Genomic DNA, 15,335 nt, shown 5'->3' with positions numbered 1-15,335 from the left:
CCAAAGCTGATGTCAGTGCAGGATCGCCCCGGCGGGCAAGGCGGGACGTGGGCGGGCGCCTTCCAGGGGCTGGGGCAGCAGGGTGGCCACGGTGAGCTGGTCGTCGCCAAAATACTTGGCGGCCACGGCTTTGACCTCCTCGGGGGTGATGGTGCGCAGCAGTGTGAGCAGCCGCTCTTCCGCATCGAGCGGGAAGCCCTGCACCCAGTTGCCGCCCAGCTCCTGCGCCTGGTTTTGCACCGAGTCGCGCTCGTACACGGTGGAGGCGATCCATTGCGTTTTGACGCGTGCCAGCTCGGCCTCGCTCACGCCGTCTCGGGCCACGCGGGCCACTTCGGCGCGCAGGGCTTCTTCGACCTGCTGGGCGGTTTTGCCCGCAGCGGGCACGCCGGTGAGCATGAACAGCGACGGCCCACGGCCCGTGACCATGGCCGAGCTGCCTGCGTTGTCGGCCACGGGCTGCTCGCCCTGGCTCAGGGCGCGCTCCAGCCGCGCGCCGTCGTAGCCGCTGAACACGGCCGACAGCACCAGCAGGGCCAGGGCATCGCGGTCAGAGGCCTGCAAGTCCTGCACGCGCGACAGCGAGGGCACCTTGTAGGCCAGTGCCACATAGGCTTGCTCTGCCGGGGCCTTCACGGCCACGCGGCGCAAGCCCTGCTGCACGGGTTCGGTGCGGGGCTTGCGCTCGGGCACTGCGTGCGCGGGCAGGCTGCCGTAGTACTTTTCGGCCAGGGCACGCACCTTGGCCACGTCCACATCACCGGCAACCACCACCACGGCGTTGGCGGGCGTGTACCACTGGCGGTAGAAGGCGCGCGCGTCGCCCGGCGTCATGGCGTCCAGGTCGCTCATCCAGCCCACGATGGGGCGGCGGTAGGGCGATGCGTTGAAGGCGGTGGCAAAGAGCTGCTCGGCCAGCATGGCGCGGGGCTGGTCTTCGGTGCGCAGGCGGCGCTCTTCCTTCACGACTTCCAGCTCTTTCTTGAACTCTTCGTCGGGCCATTGCATGTTGGCAAAGCGGTCAGACTCCAGCCGCATCACGTCTTCAAGGCGCTGGGCCGGGATTTGCTGGTAGTAGCCGGTGTAATCGCGGCTGGTGAAGGCGTTCTCACGCCCGCCCAAAGCAGCCACGCGGCGCGAAAAGTCGCCCGGCGGCACGGTTTTGGAGCCCTTGAACATCATGTGCTCCAGCACATGGGCCACGCCCGAAGTGCCGTCCACCTCGTCCATCGAGCCCACACGCACCCACACCATGTGCACGGCCGTGGGCGCGCGGTGGTCGGGCTGCACGATGAGCTGCATGCCATTGGCCAGCGTGAACAGCTGGGCCCCGGCCGCGTTGGCGGCCTGGGCGACCTTGGCATGTGGGCCAGAGGCCCCTGCCGCTCGCCCCGCAGAGGGCGCAGCCACAGGGGCTGCAGAGGAATCCAAACCCGCAGCCATCACGTGGGTGACGGCTGTGGTACTGAGGCAGGCCAGAAGGCCCAGTAGGGTGAAAGCGCGTTTCATAGAATGCAGTGATTCTAAGAACCCGCCAATGTTCAGTTTTTTCAAGAAAAAGCCCACCCCCTCGCCCGCGACGACTGATGCCCCGGCACCAGCCCCCGCGCCCGTCGCCACGCCTGAAGCTGCGGCCAGCCCCGCGCCTTCGGCGCCCCATGCCCCCGATACGCCCGCGCCAACGGCGCCCGCCCCCGCTGCAACCCCTGGCTTTGGCTGGCTACGCAACCCGTTTGCGGCCAAGCCGCCGATGCCAACGCCCGGGCCAGCCACCGCAGCGGCGCCAACACCAGCAGCACCAGCCCCTACACCAGCGCCTGCCAGCCCCCCTGTAGCCGCACAGCCACCGGCTGCGGCACCGGAGACTGTTGCACCAGTGACGGCTGCGCCAGTGGCCGCAGCCCCTGATGCCGCCCCCGCTGAGCCTGTGGCGGCCCATGCCCCGGCAGCGCCTGTACAAGCCGCCCCGCCAGCATCCCCTGCCCCGGCGCTGAAGGCACAACCCCCCGTAACGCATGCAGCACACGCAACGCAGGCAGCGCCCGTGGCAGCGCCCCTTGCGCCAGCGGCAAAAGCCCCGCAGGTCCCCGTGGTGCGCAGCCCACCCGCTGCGGCGCCAGCTGTAACCTCCGCTCCCGCGCCAACCCCCGTCGCGGCAGAACGCAAGGGCTGGCTCGATCGCCTCAAGGCCGGCCTGCGCAAAACGGGCTCCAGCATCGCCACCGTGTTCACCGGCACGCAAATCGACGATGCCCTGTACGAAGAGCTGGAAGAGGCCCTGCTGATGGCCGACACCGGCGTCAAGGCCACCCAGCACTTGCTGGACGACCTCAAGCGCCGCGTGAAGGAGACCAAGACCACCGACCCCGCCGCCGTCAAAGGTCTGCTGGCCGATGCCCTGGCGGAGCTACTGCGCCCTCTGGAAAAGGCCTTGGTGATTGGCGAGCACACCCCCACCGTCATCATGGTGGCGGGCGTCAATGGCGCGGGCAAAACCACCTCCATCGGCAAGCTGACCAAGCACCTGGCCAATGAAGGCGCCAGCGTGCTGCTGGCCGCCGCCGACACCTTCCGCGCTGCTGCGCGCGAGCAACTGGGTGTGTGGGCCGACCGAAACACTGTGGAAATCGTGAGCCAAGAAGGCGGCGACCCCGCTGCCGTGAGCTTTGACGCCGTGACGGCAGGCAAGGCCCGGGGCAAAGATGTGGTGCTGGTGGACACCGCAGGCCGCCTGCCCACGCAGCTACACCTGATGGAAGAGCTCAAAAAGATCAAACGCGTAGTGACCAAGGCCGACGGCACCGCACCACACGAGGTGCTGCTGGTCATCGACGGCAACACGGGCCAGAACGCGCTGGCGCAGGTGCGCTCGTTTGACGATGCGCTGCAACTGACCGGCCTGATCGTGACCAAACTGGACGGAACCGCCAAGGGCGGCGTGCTGGCCGCCATTGCGCAAGAGCGCCCCATCCCCGTGTATTTCATCGGCGTGGGCGAGAAGCTGGAAGACCTGGAGACCTTCAACGCGCGCGAATTTGCGCAAGCACTGCTGTCCTGACCTTTTACCGCCCCATTCAGGGCGCCCACGGGGTGCCCTGAAGTGCCCGCCGCCACATCGCCACGGTGCGGGGACAAATTCCGTTTACAAAATGCTGCAACCCCCGGATGATGGGCTTCCCCCTCACCCAGGCGGAGGCCCATGTTCCTTGAACTGCTCAAAGGCGTTGCACTGCTGCTGGCGTTGTGCTTTTTGCATGGTGTCAACATCCGTGTCTGGCGGCAAAAGCCCCTGATCGGGCAGATCGTCTCGGGCGCCCTGTTTGGCGGCATTTGCGTGGTGGGCATGCTGCTGCCCGTGGTGCTGATGCCCGGCGTGATCTTTGATGCGCGCTCCGTCGTACTGTGCATGGCGGGCCTGTTTGGCGGGCCTGTGGTCGCCATCATTGCGGGCACCCTGACCATGGGCTGGCGCCTTTGGATTGGCGGTGCAGGCATGGGCGTGGGCCTGCTGGTGGTGGTGATTTGTGTGGCGCTGGGCCTGCTGTACCGGCAGGCCCGCCAGCGCGGCAAGCTGGATGTAGAGCCGCGCACCTTGCTGCTTTTTGGGTTGCTGGTGCACCTGGCCGTGGTGGGGGCATTTCAGCTGCTGCCAGAGCCAGCGGTGCAGCGCATCAACCAGACCGTGGCCCTGCCCTTCGTGCTGATCTTCACCGTGGCCACCTTGCTGCTGGGCATGCTGCTGAAAGACGTGGAAGAGCGCTTGAACACCGAAAGGGCCTTGAGCGAAAGCTCTGCCCGGCTGCGCGCCATCACGCAGGCCATCCCCGACGTGCTGCTGGTGCTGGACCGCAACGGGCGCTACCTGGAGGTGCTGTCCAACGACAAGACGGCCCTGGTCGCCAGCGCCAAGGACTTGCTTGGCAAGCAGCTGAGCGATGTGCTGCCGCCAGAGCAGACGCAGTTGTATCTGCGGCTGATCCACGAAACCCTGCGCACGGGCCGCACCCAAACGCTCGAATACGAAATTCGCACCCTCGACGGTCTTCGCCAATTCGAGGGGCGCACCCAACCCCTGGGGGTGCCCGTGCAGGGGGACAAGGCGGTGGTGCTGCTGGCGCGCGACATCACTGCCCGCAAGCAGGCAGAAGCTGCCCTGCGGGAGTCCGAGCTGCGGTTTCGCTCACTGCTGCTCAACATCCCCTCCATCTCGGTGCAGGGCTACCTGGCCGATGGCACCACCAGCTACTGGAACAAGGCCTCGGAAACCCTGTACGGCTACACCGCACAAGAGGCCATGGGCAGCAACCTGTTTGACCTCATCATCCCGCCCGTGATGCGCGACACCGTGCGCACCCATGTGGAGCAAATGTTTGCCACCGGCGAGGTGATCCCGGCGGGAGAGTTGCAACTGCAACGCAAAGACGGCACTTTGGTCGATGTGTTCTCCAGCCACGCCTACATCCAGGTGCCCGGCCAGCCGCCCGAGATGTTCTGCATCGACATCGACATCTCTGGCCGCAAAGCCGCCGAAGACGAAGCCCGATACCTGGCTTTTTACGACGCTCTGACAGAGCTGCCCAATCGGCGACTGCTGGTAGACCGGCTGCAGCAAGTGTTGGCAGGCAGCACCCGCAGCGGCATGGCCACGGCCGTGCTGTTTGTGGACCTGGACAACTTTAAAACGCTGAACGACACCCGCGGGCATGAGGTGGGCGACATGCTGCTGACCGAGGTGGCACGCCGCCTGCAAAGCCATGTGCGCGAGCTAGACACCGTGGCACGCCTGGGCGGCGATGAATTTGTGGTGGTGCTGCAAAACCTGGGCACGGACCCCACCGAGGCTGCAGACCAGGCCCGTATGCTGGGCGAAATGCTGCGCGCCCGCCTGGCACAGCCTTACGACCTGGCCGGGCACGAGTACCACTGCGCTGCCAGCATCGGCATCACGCTGCTGCACGGCCAGCGCACCACGGTCGATGAAATCCTCAAACAGGCCGACATGGCGATGTACCGAGCCAAAGACGCGGGGCGCAACACGCTGCGCTTTTTTGACCCGGACATGCAGCAGGCCGTCAACCGCCGCGCCATGCTGGAAGCCGAACTGCACAACGGCCTCAAACAAGGGCAGTTTTTGCTGCTGTACCAACCCCAGATCGATGAAACCGGCCGCATCCAGGGCGCCGAAGCCCTGGTGCGCTGGCAGCACCCCGAGCATGGCATGGTGCCGCCCAGTGAGTTCATTGCCCTGGCAGAAGACACAGGCCTCATCGTGCCCTTGGGCCTGTGGGTGATGGAAACCGCCCTGCGCCAGCAAGCCCAATGGCGCAACGTCCCGGCCCTTGCACACCTGACCCTGGCCATCAACGTCAGCGCCCGCCAGTTCCACCAAGACGACTTTGTGACCCAGGTGCTGAACCTGCTGCACACCACTGGCGCAGACCCCACCCACATCAAGCTGGAGCTGACCGAGAGCCTGCTGCTCAAAAACGTGGACAGCGTCATCACCACCATGCGCGCTTTAAGGGCCTACGGCCTGGGCTTCTCGCTGGACGACTTCGGCACCGGGTATTCATCGCTCAGCTACCTCAAGCGCCTGCCGCTGGACCAGATCAAAATCGATCAGGGCTTTGTACGAGACGCCCTGGTGGATCCCAACGACGCAGCCATTGCCCGCTCCATCATCGCGCTGGCAGGTAGCCTGGGCCTGTCGGTTATCGCAGAGGGGGTGGAGACCGAGGCACACCACCAGTTCCTGCTGTACCACGGGTGCAAAGCGTTCCAGGGCTACTTCTTTGGCCGCCCGCAGGCGCAAGCCGCTTTTGAAGGCTTGGTACTGAGTGAGCACTACGGGGAATCAATAGGCGGGGACTGAGTTGCTACAGGTTTAATGGAAGCTCGATGAGCTTGGGGCGGTGCCAACGGAATCGGCAGCAGCCCAGGTCAGCGCTGCAGCGATTGCTGTCATCCAAACCGTGCCATCTAAGGCGCACTATCGGGCAAGAGCTGCCGCTGGCGGTTTGAAAAAGCACTCGCCGAATGTTTGCATTCACTGGCAGCGGCAGCCCCTGAATTCGCATGACGAGTCAAGGGCCTTAGGCTTCGCTCCATTTGCCATCCGGTTTACAGCGTCGCGTATCGCGTTTGGGCGACAGCGCGGCTCCTCTATCCATGAGCTTCAGGGTATGTGGTCACAACGATGCCGAGCACTCTGCGATTAGCCCTCTGAACCAAAGCTGGGCGGGATGCGAGTCATTGCGCAGATACCAAATCAGATCGAATACGATTTCAGGCAATGCGATCGGAGGCTGAAAAAACGCCAACTGGCGACCAGCCGGCGCCGGGCATGCTCGTCCGCCCCCGTCAGGCTAGCCACCTTGCGGCCACCGCTTCAGGACGAACGCGTCTTGCCGATAACCAGAAGGTTACGATGAAAAGCCTCCTCGCTCTGCTGCTGGTCAGCGCCTGCTTCCAGGCGCAGTCCGCCGACCTGCCTCCCTGCGACAAGGCGGTGCGTTTCAGTGCGGCCTGGTTCGTCGACCCGGAAGTGGACAGCACCAAACCGGCCGCCGAACTGACGAAGATCGGCGCGGGCGCCGGCCGCAGCGGTACGCAACTCGGCCACGTCGTTGTTGAGACCAAGCTGGCGGTGATGCCGCAGACCAGTTGCCAGGGCGTGGTCGTGCGGCTGGATTACATCAAACCGGTGCTGCGCGTGGCCAGCGAGATCCCGCCAGGCAGCTGTGCCTATGCGCACGTGATGAAACACGAGCAGACGCATGTGCGCATTCACCGCGACATCGCGCGCCAGTTCCGCGGGCTGGACTATCCCTGGGCCTCGGGCGGCAACAGCGCGGGCATCCTCGTCTACGCGAAACAGGAGCTCAGCCGCCTGATGCAAGCCCAGGTGCAGTTCGATAACCCAGAGGAATACGCCAGCAACTTCAGCGCGTGCGGTGGTGAGATCACGCGGCTGGTGAGGCCCGCGGCGTCTACCAAGTCGGGGCAGACACCGGGTTGAGGCAACTGCCTTCCGCGAAGGCTGATTGCTGGCGCCTTGGGCTGAATCAGACTGATGCCGACGGTCAGGCGTGCTGCCGCCGAGACCGCAGTGTGCCAGCGCGCCGACCTTCGACTGCGCCACTTGTTCCGCCCCCGCGCCCTACAGGCGTGCGGGTATAGAGCCACTCGCGAGGCTCACGGGGTCTTCGGCACATGAGTCAAAAGTGGCTTACTTCTGCATCGGCGCCAACACACCACAAACGAGGACGTGCATTTGTAGCGCCTTTGAGAAGCTGGGAAAGACATTACCCCAAAACGCGCTCATAGGAAGCCGTGTGGATGCCTTGAACCAAGGGGTTTGACATGCCATGTCATCTCAGGCGATGCATACGAGGATTGCTGAAATATTGCACAAAATTTAAGCAAACTCGTCAGCAGCAACGTCCAAAAAATCCATAAAAAATATACAAATCAATAGCTTACGACATTTTTTGCAAACCAAAAAATACAAAACTCAGTGAGAAAAATACAAAACTCACCGAGAATCGACAACAACAAGAGCCTTCGCCGCAATCCCATATGCCAACTGCGGGTGGGAACTTTGGCCTTAGCACTCTATCTATGAGAGTGCTAACATGATGCCATTGAGGAAAGGATTCCCGGCATGACACTTTCATCTGGAACCGCAATCACTGCTGTGACACCCACCAGCCCCTGGGCGCTGGTCCCGGCCCTGGGCAACTTGGACGCCTACATTTCGGCGGTCAATCGCCTGCCCCTGCTGACGCAGGAAGAAGAGCAGACTTACGCCCGCCAACTCAAAGAAAACAACGATGTGGACGCTGCGGGCCGCTTGGTGATGTCGCACCTGCGCTTGGTGGTTTCCATTTCACGCCAGTACCTGGGGTACGGGTTGCCCCATGGCGATCTCATCCAGGAAGGCAATGTCGGCCTGATGAAGGCAGTCAAGCGTTTTGACCCTGACCAGGGCGTTCGGCTGGTGAGCTACGCCATGCACTGGATCAAGGCCGAGATCCATGAATACATTCTGAAAAACTGGCGCATGGTCAAGGTGGCGACCACCAAGGCCCAGCGCAAGCTGTTTTTCAATCTGCGCTCGATGAAGCAGGGCTTCAAGGCCGATGCCAGCGCAGCCGATGCCGCCACGCACCGCGACACGCTGTCTGACCACGAAATCGATGTAGTGGCAGCGCAGTTGAACGTGAAGCGCGAAGAAGTCATTGAGATGGAAACGCGCATGTCGGGTGGCGATGTGCTGCTGGACCCCACCCCTTCGGATGACAGTGAGCAAGCCTTTGGCCCGATTGCTTACTTGGCCGATGCCTCGCACGAGCCCACGGCCATGATCGAGTCGCGCCAACGCGATGTGCTGGCGTCTGACGGTATTGCCAATGCGCTGGCCAGCCTGGACGAGCGCAGCCGCCGTATTGTGGAAGAGCGCTGGCTGAAGGTGAACGACGATGGCTCTGGCGGCATGACGCTGCACGAGCTGGCCGCCGTGTACGGTGTGAGCGCTGAACGCATCCGGCAAATTGAAGTGGCTGCGATGAAGAAAATGAAGAAGGCTTTGACGGAACCCGCCTAAGCCGTTGAAGCAAGGTGCGAGTGGGGTGCAGCGGGCATGCAGCCGCGCTACCATTTGCAAGCCTTGCCGATATACCCCACACAGGGCCCGCCAGGAACCTGTTGATGCTGATTGCGATGCCCCTGGGTGGTGGCTTCGCAAGCAGGTCAACAGATTTGGCGGGCTTTTCTTTTTGCGGTGCAAAGGCGCTTTGCCGTGTGCCGCACATTCATACACCTTGGAAGGAGCCCCATGCATCCCGTGTTCTCTCGCCGCAGTGCCGTTGTCCTGGCGTTGACGGCATTGGCTTCGTCTTGGGCTCTGGCCCAAAAGGCCCCCGCCGTTGCAGCCCAGGCCCCCTGGCCTACCAAACCGCTGAAGATTGTGGTCAGCTTCCCTCCGGGCTCTTCGCCCGACCTGACGGCTCGCACTTTTTCTGAGCCTTTGTCCAAGGCATTGGGGCAGCCGGTGCTGGTGGAAAACAAGGTGGGCGCAGGCGGCAACATTGGAGCCGATGCGGTGGCCAAGGCGCGGGATGACCATACGATTGGCTTGATGATCAATGGCAACATGACGATTGCCAAGCTGATCAATGCCGCCGTGCCCTATGACCCGCAAAAGGACTTGGCACCGCTGACGCTGGTGGGCACATCGCCCCTGGTGCTGACGGCCCCGCTGAGCCAGCCCGGGGTGTCGGCCACCGCCGACGCCCGCGAGTTCATGGCCGCTGCACGCAGCGCAGGCGACAAATGGAGCTACGGCACGCCGGGCGTGGGCACAGTGGGCCACATTGGCACAGAGCTGCTGAAGGCGCGCAGCGGCATCAACCCGGTGCATGTGCCCTATGCAGGCTACCCACAGGTGGCCACCGCCATGCTGGGCGGGCAACTGCAGATGGCGCTGCTGCCCCCGGCGCTGGCGCAGGCGCAAGTCAAGGCAGGCAAGCTGCGGGCGATTGGGGTGACATCGGCAGGCCGCAGCGCGCTGGCGCCCGATGTACCCAGCCTGAGTGAGGCGGGCATCCAGGGCTTTGAGCTGGAAATTTGGAATGCTTTTGCCGCCCCTGCCACCATGCCCAAGCACCTGCAGGTGCGGCTGGCCACCGTACTGGCAGAGATTGCACGCACCCCGGATGTGCGGGCCAAGCTGTTCCAGCAAGGCTGGCAAGTGGCTGGCACGTCCCCTGAGGGCCTGGCCAATCGCATCAAGGCGGATACGGCCACCCTGGGGCAGATCATTGCCCAGCGGGGCATCAAGGCAGATTGAGCCCGGTAGTCCGGTGGGGCCATGCCGATAGGCAGGCCCCGCTACCAACGCTGTACCAACTTACTTTCGCCCTACTTTGACTCTTTGAGCAAGGTGGCCACATCCGCCGCCAGGGCGGCTGCGCCGCTGCCGTAGCGGTGGTACACGCGCAGGCGACCTGCAGTGTCATACACGTAGCTGCCAGCCGAGTGGTCCATGGTGTAGCTGGTGGGCGTCTTGCCATCCACCTTCTTGTAGTAGATCTTGAAGTCCTTGGCCACAGCGGCCAGCTCTTGCGCATTGCCGCGCAGCGCCAGGAAGGTGGGGTCAAAGTTGGCCATGTAGGCCTTGAGCACTTCGGCGGTGTCGCGCTCGGGGTCTACGGTCACGAAGATGCCTTGCAGGCGCTCACCATCCGCACCCAGCGTGCGCTTGACCTCGGCCAGCTCCTGCATGGAGGTGGGGCAGACGTCCGGGCACTGGGTGAACCCGAAAAACACCACCACCACCTTGCCAGCAAAGTCTTTGAGGTGGCGCGGCTGGCCGTTGTGGTCGGTCAGGGGCAGGTCACGGGCGTACTCGGCGCCGGTGATATCTACCCCCTTGAACTCGGCCTTCTTCTCAGCACAAGCAGAAAAAAGTGCCGTAGCGCTTACCAATAAAGCGCTAGCAGCTATTATTTTTATAGCATTTCGTTTTTGCATGGGGTCACATCACGTAGTGGTCTACCAGCAGCGCGGCAAACAGCACGCTCAGGTGAATCAGGGAGAAGCGGAAGGTCTTGCGGGCCAAGGCATCTGAGTAGTTGCGCCACAGCGCAAAGCCGTAGCCACAGAACCCGGCACTCAGCACCACGGCAAAGGCCAGGTAAATCCAGGAGCTCATGCCGTACACAAACGGCATGAGGCAGCCTGCAAACAGGATCAGCGTGTACAGAAACACCTGAAGCCGCGTGAACTCATTGCCATGGGTGACGGGCAGCATGGGCAGGCCAGACTTGCGATAGTCCTCCACCCGGTACAAGGCCAGCGCCCAGAAGTGCGGGGGCGTCCACAAGAAGATGATGAGGAACAAGATCAAGGCCTCGGGCCCCACATCCCCTGTGAGGGACGACCAGCCCAGCACCGGCGGCATGGCGCCCGATGCGCCTCCAATCACGATGTTTTGTGGCGTCAGCGGCTTGAGGATGACGGTGTAGATCACGGCATAGCCCACAAAGGTGGCAAAGGTGAGCCACATGGTCAGCGGGTTGATCCACACATACAGCAGCACCGAGCCAGCAGCGCACAGCACCGCAGAGAACAGCAGCGTTTGCTGGTTGGACAGCTCGCCCTTGGCGGTGGGGCGCCAGGCGGTGCGCTTCATCTTGGCATCAATGCCCTGCTCCACGATGCAATTGAACGCCGCAGCGGCCCCGGCCACCAGCCAGATGCCTACACAGGCCAGCGCCATGGTGCCCAATTGGGCTGCACTGGGCAGGCCGGGCACCGCCAGCACCATGCCGATCAGGGCGCAAAACACAATCAACTGCACCACGCGCGGCTTGGTCAGCGCGTAAAACTGCGCGAATCGCGAAGGGGGGGAAACGGCAGCAACACTCATGCAATCACTCTCGGTGCGCGCAATGGCGCAGACATCTCAGGCTGGCCCACTGCAGCACGGCTGGCGGCAAGGGCCCAGGTCAAAACCACCACCAGCGCCGCAGCGCCGCCAGTGTGCAACACGGCAGCCACCAGCGGCCACCCCAGCACCACGTTAGACAGGCCCGTGGCAAGCTGCAGCGCAGCCAGCCCAGCCAGCCACTGCGCCTGTGCACGCAGCGCAGCAACGCGGCGCAGCCGCCAGGCCAGCCACACCAAGGCTGCCAGCACCAGGTAGGCCATCAGGCGGTGCACGTAGTGAATGGCCGTGAGCCCCGCAAAACTGATGTGGGAGCCGTCTTTGAGCAGGCCCAACTCGCGCCACACCTCAAAGCCCTGCGCAAAATCCATGGCTGGCCACCAACTGCCCTGGCAGGTGGGGAAGGTGGTGCAGGCCAGCACAGCGTAGTTGGTGCTGACCCAGCCGCCCAACACCACCTGTGCAGACACCAGTGCGGCCGTGGCCCACAACGCAGCGCGCAGCGGCCCCGGCAAGCCCACGCGCGCCACGCCCTGCGCCGCACGCGTGTGCTGCACGGCCTGCACGCACAGCAAGGCCAACAGCACCAAGCCACCGATGAGGTGCAAGGTGACGATGGCAGGAAACAGCTTCATGGTGACGGTGAGCGCACCAAAAGCCCCTTGCAGGCACACCCACAGCAAAGTGAAAGTAGGCCACCATGGGCTGCCACCCGGCGCGGGCCCCGCATGGGCCGTGGATGCCTTGGCGTGCCGCCAAGCCCGGTGCTGCACCCAGGCAGAAGCCGTCATGGCAATGATCAGCACGCCCACCCCGGTGGCCAGGTAGCGGTGGATCATCTCGACCCAGGCCTTGCGGTGGGTGACCGGGCCAGTGGGCATGGCATCTTGGGCGGCGGTGATTTCTGCTTGGGCCCCCACCGGGCTGGCGCTGCCGTAGCAGCCAGGCCAGTCGGGGCAACCCAGGCCCGAATCGGTGAGGCGGGTGAAGGCACCAAACAGCACCAGGTCAAAGGTCAAGAACAGGGTGAGCACCGTCAAAGCTTGCAGGCGGCGCATGGGCGATGCCCCACGGTTGCGCCAGCGCACCCAGGCCAGGGGCCCCAGGGCAATCAACAAGCCCAGCAGCATGAGCCTTGTCAGCGGAGCCAGGTCGTACAGCGGTTGGGCATCCATGTCAGGGCTTTCCGGGGCGGCCGGGCTCGTCCCAGGAGGCCGATGCACGCAGCAAGCGCTCCAGGTCTTTTTTGGCCTTGGCGGCGCCTGCGGCATCCATGGGGGCCGGGAAACGCATCATCCAATGACCCTGTGGGTCCACCACGTAGATGTGGTCGGGCAGTGCATGCCCGGGCGCGGGCGCCAGCCACTGGGCGAGCGCAGCACCGTCCACACGGCGCACCTGCGCCTGCTGGAGGGCCGGGGCCAGCGCTGCGGGTGGGGTCTGCCCATCAGTGACCAGCCACACCCAGTCCACCCGGTCCTTTTCGCGGCCCACGCTCTCCCGCAACTGGCGCTGCAGGTACAGGTGCTTTTGGCAGTCTGCATCGCATTGACTGCCTGCCACGCTCACCAGCAGCCACTGGCCCTTGAGGTCTGGCAGCGTGCCTGGGCTGCCATCCAGCGCCGTCGTGGGCAATGCGGGCATGGGGCGCTGGGGTTCGATCAGCTCACCATAGTTCTTGCGCCCCTCGGGCCGGATGACGTAGTAGGTGAAGTAAGACGCAATGACCGGAGCCGCGCAAATGAGCATGACCGCCAGCATCTTCCAGCGCCCATGGCGGGTGCGCTGCGCAGCATCCATGGCCCCGCCCGCTTCGGGCAGCGTGTGGATGGTCAGACCCAAAGGGTGCTCAGCCGCCACCGCTGGGGGCACGCTGGCGGCGTGGGCGAAAGAAGCGTCGGACGATTTGGAACCAGACATAAAGGAGTGCAATCAGGCCGCAAAGCCCGAACCATTGAAATGCGTAACCATAGTGTTTATCGACGCCCGACGAGACCACAGGCCAGTCGCGCAACAGGCCTTCACTGGGATCCCCCAACTGAACCACCGAGAGCGTGAGAATGGGCCGCTGCACCTCTGCACCCATGGCCGCCAAGTCGAGATTTTGCCGGATGCGGGAAGACCCCTGAGCGCTATCCCCCGCAACGAATTCGTACAAGCGCGAAGGCAAGGCCGCCACACGGCCCTGCACTTGCACCGGCCCTGTTGGGGTGTCCACCCTGGGCACCTGGGCGCGGTCTTGGAAATTGCGGGGCCCCCAGCCACGCTGTACCAGCACCACGGTTTTTTCATCGGACAACAACAACGGCGTCACCACATAAAAGCCTGGGCGGCCTTGCATCTGGCGGTTGTCCAGGTACACCGTGTGCTCAGGCAGCCACCAGCCTTGCAGCGTCACCGCGCGGTGCAGCAATGCCTCTGCGTCTGCAGCCATCGCCCCGCCCTCCCCCAGCTTGTCACGCAAGGCCTGGCCGTCCAGCGCGGGCATGGCGGCACGGGCCTCTAGGGTGGCCTGGTAGGTGACCTTCTCAGCCGCCCGCCCCAGTTGCCAGCGCCCTAGCGACGCAGTGACCCCCATGCCCACCAAGGCGGCCAAGGTAATGAGAACAAAAAGCACACGCTGTGCACGCGGGCGGGGTGTCACGGGATAATGGGCTCCATGAAATATCTTGTCGTGTTGGCGTTTATCGGCATTGTGGCCAGCCTGGGCTCGGCGCTGTTCTTCATGATGCGCAATGGCCAAAGCGATGCCGCCAAAGGCAAGCGTATGGCCCGCGCACTGGCGGTGCGGGTGGGTCTGTCCATTGTCCTGTTTGTCTGCATTTTGGTGGCCTGGCAATTGGGCTACATCCAACCCACGGGACTGCCTGCCACCCGTTAAGTGCCCCTCGGGCCGCCCCGAGGCAACACTGCACTACCCACAAAAAAAGCGCCTTACGGCGCTTTTTTCATTGGGCCAGCCAGATTTACATCCAGTACACCAGCACGTATAGGCCCAGCCAGACCACGTCCACAAAGTGCCAGTACCAAGCGGCACCTTCAAAGCCGAAGTGCTTCTCGGCCGTAAAGTGGCCTTTTTGCAGGCGCAGGGTAATGAACAGCAGCATCAACATACCCACAAACACGTGGAAACCGTGAAAGCCCGTCAGCATGAAGAAGGTGGAGCCAAACACGCCGGACGAGAGCTTGAGGTTCAGGTCGGTGTAGAGGTGGTAATACTCGTAGCCCTGCACGATCAAGAAGACGATACCCAGCAGCACAGTGGCCCACATGAAGGCAATGGTCTTGCCACGCTGGTTCTCACGCAGTGCGTGGTGGGCAATGGTCAGCGTGACGCCCGAGGTCAGCAGCAACGCGGTGTTGATGGTGGGCAGCCAAAATGGGCCGACGGTCTGGAAGGGCTCAACAATGCCAGCTGGCGACGCCGTCACCCCGGCCGCTAGGCTGGGCCACACCGCCTTGAAGTCGGGCCAGAGCAGTGCGTTGTCGAGACTGCCCAACGCGGGCACCGAGTGCGAACGCGCCCACCACAGCGCCGTGAAGAAGGCGCCAAAGAACATCACTTCTGAGAAGATGAACCAGCTCATGCTCCAGCGGTAAGACAGGTCGATCTTGTGACCGTAGAGACCGCCTTCGCTTTCGCGGGCTGCATCGCGGAACCACTGGTACAAGACAAAAAGCCACCAAACCATGCCCAGCGCCAGGGAGTACTTGCCCCAGTCATGGCCATTGATCCATTGGCCTGCGCCCAGGATCACAAAAAACAGCCCAGCAGCGGCCATCACAGGGTGACGAGACTCTGCAGGCACGTAGTAGTACGGTGTTGTGCCGTGTGTTGATGCACTCATTTCAGCTCCTGACTCTCTAAATCGTTGTTATCTGTCTC

Annotated in this window: 13 protein-coding genes; 6 read left to right on the top strand and 7 right to left on the bottom strand. The window is 63.5% G+C overall.

Annotation, left to right across the window (positions count from 1 at the left end):
• Nucleotides 1-12 precede the first annotated feature (12 nt).
• Nucleotides 13-1,509: a pitrilysin family protein gene (locus CLU88_RS20890; RefSeq protein WP_099658245.1), complete on the bottom strand. Its 1,497-nt coding sequence runs from the start codon at nt 1,507-1,509 to the stop codon at nt 13-15.
• 241 nt (nt 1,510-1,750) lie between these two features.
• Between CLU88_RS20890 and ftsY the strand changes: the two genes are divergently transcribed.
• The 5 genes from ftsY to CLU88_RS20865 all read left to right on the top strand — a co-directional run bounded on the left by ftsY (nt 1,751) and on the right by CLU88_RS20865 (nt 9,850).
• Nucleotides 1,751-3,058, top strand: a complete 1,308-nt coding sequence (gene ftsY, locus CLU88_RS20885; RefSeq protein ID WP_099659051.1) for a signal recognition particle-docking protein FtsY — start codon at nt 1,751-1,753, stop codon at nt 3,056-3,058.
• Between the two features lie 141 nt (nt 3,059-3,199).
• Nucleotides 3,200-5,872: an EAL domain-containing protein gene (locus CLU88_RS20880; protein ID WP_099658244.1), complete on the top strand. Its 2,673-nt coding sequence runs from the start codon at nt 3,200-3,202 to the stop codon at nt 5,870-5,872.
• A gap of 555 nt (nt 5,873-6,427) precedes the next feature.
• Complete coding sequence (locus tag CLU88_RS20875; RefSeq protein WP_099658243.1) at nt 6,428-7,018, top strand: hypothetical protein; 591 nt, start codon at nt 6,428-6,430, stop codon at nt 7,016-7,018.
• Between the two features lie 645 nt (nt 7,019-7,663).
• Nucleotides 7,664-8,605 (top strand): RNA polymerase sigma factor RpoH, encoded by a 942-nt coding sequence (gene rpoH, locus CLU88_RS20870; protein ID WP_099658242.1) that lies wholly within the window; start codon nt 7,664-7,666, stop codon nt 8,603-8,605.
• Between the two features lie 231 nt (nt 8,606-8,836).
• Nucleotides 8,837-9,850, top strand: coding sequence for a tripartite tricarboxylate transporter substrate binding protein (locus CLU88_RS20865; RefSeq protein WP_099658241.1), 1,014 nt, complete (start codon nt 8,837-8,839; stop codon nt 9,848-9,850).
• 71 nt (nt 9,851-9,921) lie between these two features.
• Here CLU88_RS20865 and CLU88_RS20860 read toward each other — a convergent pair whose 3' ends face one another.
• The 5 genes from CLU88_RS20860 to CLU88_RS20840 are packed head-to-tail and all read right to left on the bottom strand — an operon-like array spanning nt 9,922 to nt 14,093.
• A complete protein-coding gene (locus CLU88_RS20860) occupies nt 9,922-10,533 on the bottom strand; it encodes an SCO family protein (protein WP_099658240.1) in 612 nt (203 codons plus the stop codon).
• Between the two features lie 4 nt (nt 10,534-10,537).
• Complete coding sequence (cyoE, locus tag CLU88_RS20855) at nt 10,538-11,431, bottom strand: heme o synthase (RefSeq protein ID WP_099658239.1); 894 nt, start codon at nt 11,429-11,431, stop codon at nt 10,538-10,540.
• Nucleotides 11,428-12,624, bottom strand: a complete 1,197-nt coding sequence (locus tag CLU88_RS20850) for a heme A synthase (protein WP_099658238.1) — start codon at nt 12,622-12,624, stop codon at nt 11,428-11,430. Before CLU88_RS20850 ends, cyoE begins: the two co-directional genes overlap by 4 nt.
• Before the next feature lies 1 nt (nt 12,625).
• Nucleotides 12,626-13,369 (bottom strand): hypothetical protein, encoded by a 744-nt coding sequence (locus tag CLU88_RS20845; protein ID WP_099658237.1) that lies wholly within the window; start codon nt 13,367-13,369, stop codon nt 12,626-12,628.
• Nucleotides 13,299-14,093 carry an SURF1 family protein gene (locus CLU88_RS20840; RefSeq protein WP_369827678.1) on the bottom strand — a complete coding sequence of 265 codons (795 nt, stop codon included), beginning with the start codon at nt 14,091-14,093 and terminating at the stop codon, nt 13,299-13,301. Before CLU88_RS20840 ends, CLU88_RS20845 begins: the two co-directional genes overlap by 71 nt.
• Before the next feature lie 15 nt (nt 14,094-14,108).
• Between CLU88_RS20840 and CLU88_RS20835 the strand changes: the two genes are divergently transcribed.
• Nucleotides 14,109-14,330 (top strand): twin transmembrane helix small protein, encoded by a 222-nt coding sequence (locus CLU88_RS20835; RefSeq protein WP_099659049.1) that lies wholly within the window; start codon nt 14,109-14,111, stop codon nt 14,328-14,330.
• A gap of 85 nt (nt 14,331-14,415) precedes the next feature.
• On the opposite strand, the gene CLU88_RS20830 is transcribed toward CLU88_RS20835, so the two are convergent.
• The gene (locus tag CLU88_RS20830) at nt 14,416-15,297 is read right to left on the bottom strand and encodes a cytochrome c oxidase subunit 3 (protein WP_099658236.1); all 882 of its coding nucleotides are present in this window, start codon (nt 15,295-15,297) and stop codon (nt 14,416-14,418) included.
• Between the last annotated feature and the right edge of the window lie 38 nt (nt 15,298-15,335).

Origin of the sequence: Acidovorax sp. 56 (assembly GCF_002749705.1) — a bacterium.
Taxonomy (GTDB): domain Bacteria; phylum Pseudomonadota; class Gammaproteobacteria; order Burkholderiales; family Burkholderiaceae_C; genus Acidovorax.
Note: the sequence above shows the minus strand (reverse complement) of the source record. Positions and strands in the feature narration are given on the sequence as shown.

Coding starts and splice junctions, on each gene's coding strand:
- CLU88_RS20890 (WP_099658245.1), bottom strand. CDS start 1,509: ATGAAACGCGCTTTCACCCTACTGGGCCTTCTGGCCTGCCTCAGTACC.
- ftsY (WP_099659051.1), top strand. CDS start 1,751: ATGCCAACGCCCGGGCCAGCCACCGCAGCGGCGCCAACACCAGCAGCA.
- CLU88_RS20880 (WP_099658244.1), top strand. CDS start 3,200: ATGTTCCTTGAACTGCTCAAAGGCGTTGCACTGCTGCTGGCGTTGTGC.
- CLU88_RS20875 (WP_099658243.1), top strand. CDS start 6,428: ATGAAAAGCCTCCTCGCTCTGCTGCTGGTCAGCGCCTGCTTCCAGGCG.
- rpoH (WP_099658242.1), top strand. CDS start 7,664: ATGACACTTTCATCTGGAACCGCAATCACTGCTGTGACACCCACCAGC.
- CLU88_RS20865 (WP_099658241.1), top strand. CDS start 8,837: ATGCATCCCGTGTTCTCTCGCCGCAGTGCCGTTGTCCTGGCGTTGACG.
- CLU88_RS20860 (WP_099658240.1), bottom strand. CDS start 10,533: ATGCAAAAACGAAATGCTATAAAAATAATAGCTGCTAGCGCTTTATTG.
- cyoE (WP_099658239.1), bottom strand. CDS start 11,431: ATGAGTGTTGCTGCCGTTTCCCCCCCTTCGCGATTCGCGCAGTTTTAC.
- CLU88_RS20850 (WP_099658238.1), bottom strand. CDS start 12,624: ATGGATGCCCAACCGCTGTACGACCTGGCTCCGCTGACAAGGCTCATG.
- CLU88_RS20845 (WP_099658237.1), bottom strand. CDS start 13,369: ATGTCTGGTTCCAAATCGTCCGACGCTTCTTTCGCCCACGCCGCCAGC.
- CLU88_RS20835 (WP_099659049.1), top strand. CDS start 14,109: ATGAAATATCTTGTCGTGTTGGCGTTTATCGGCATTGTGGCCAGCCTG.
- CLU88_RS20830 (WP_099658236.1), bottom strand. CDS start 15,297: ATGAGTGCATCAACACACGGCACAACACCGTACTACTACGTGCCTGCA.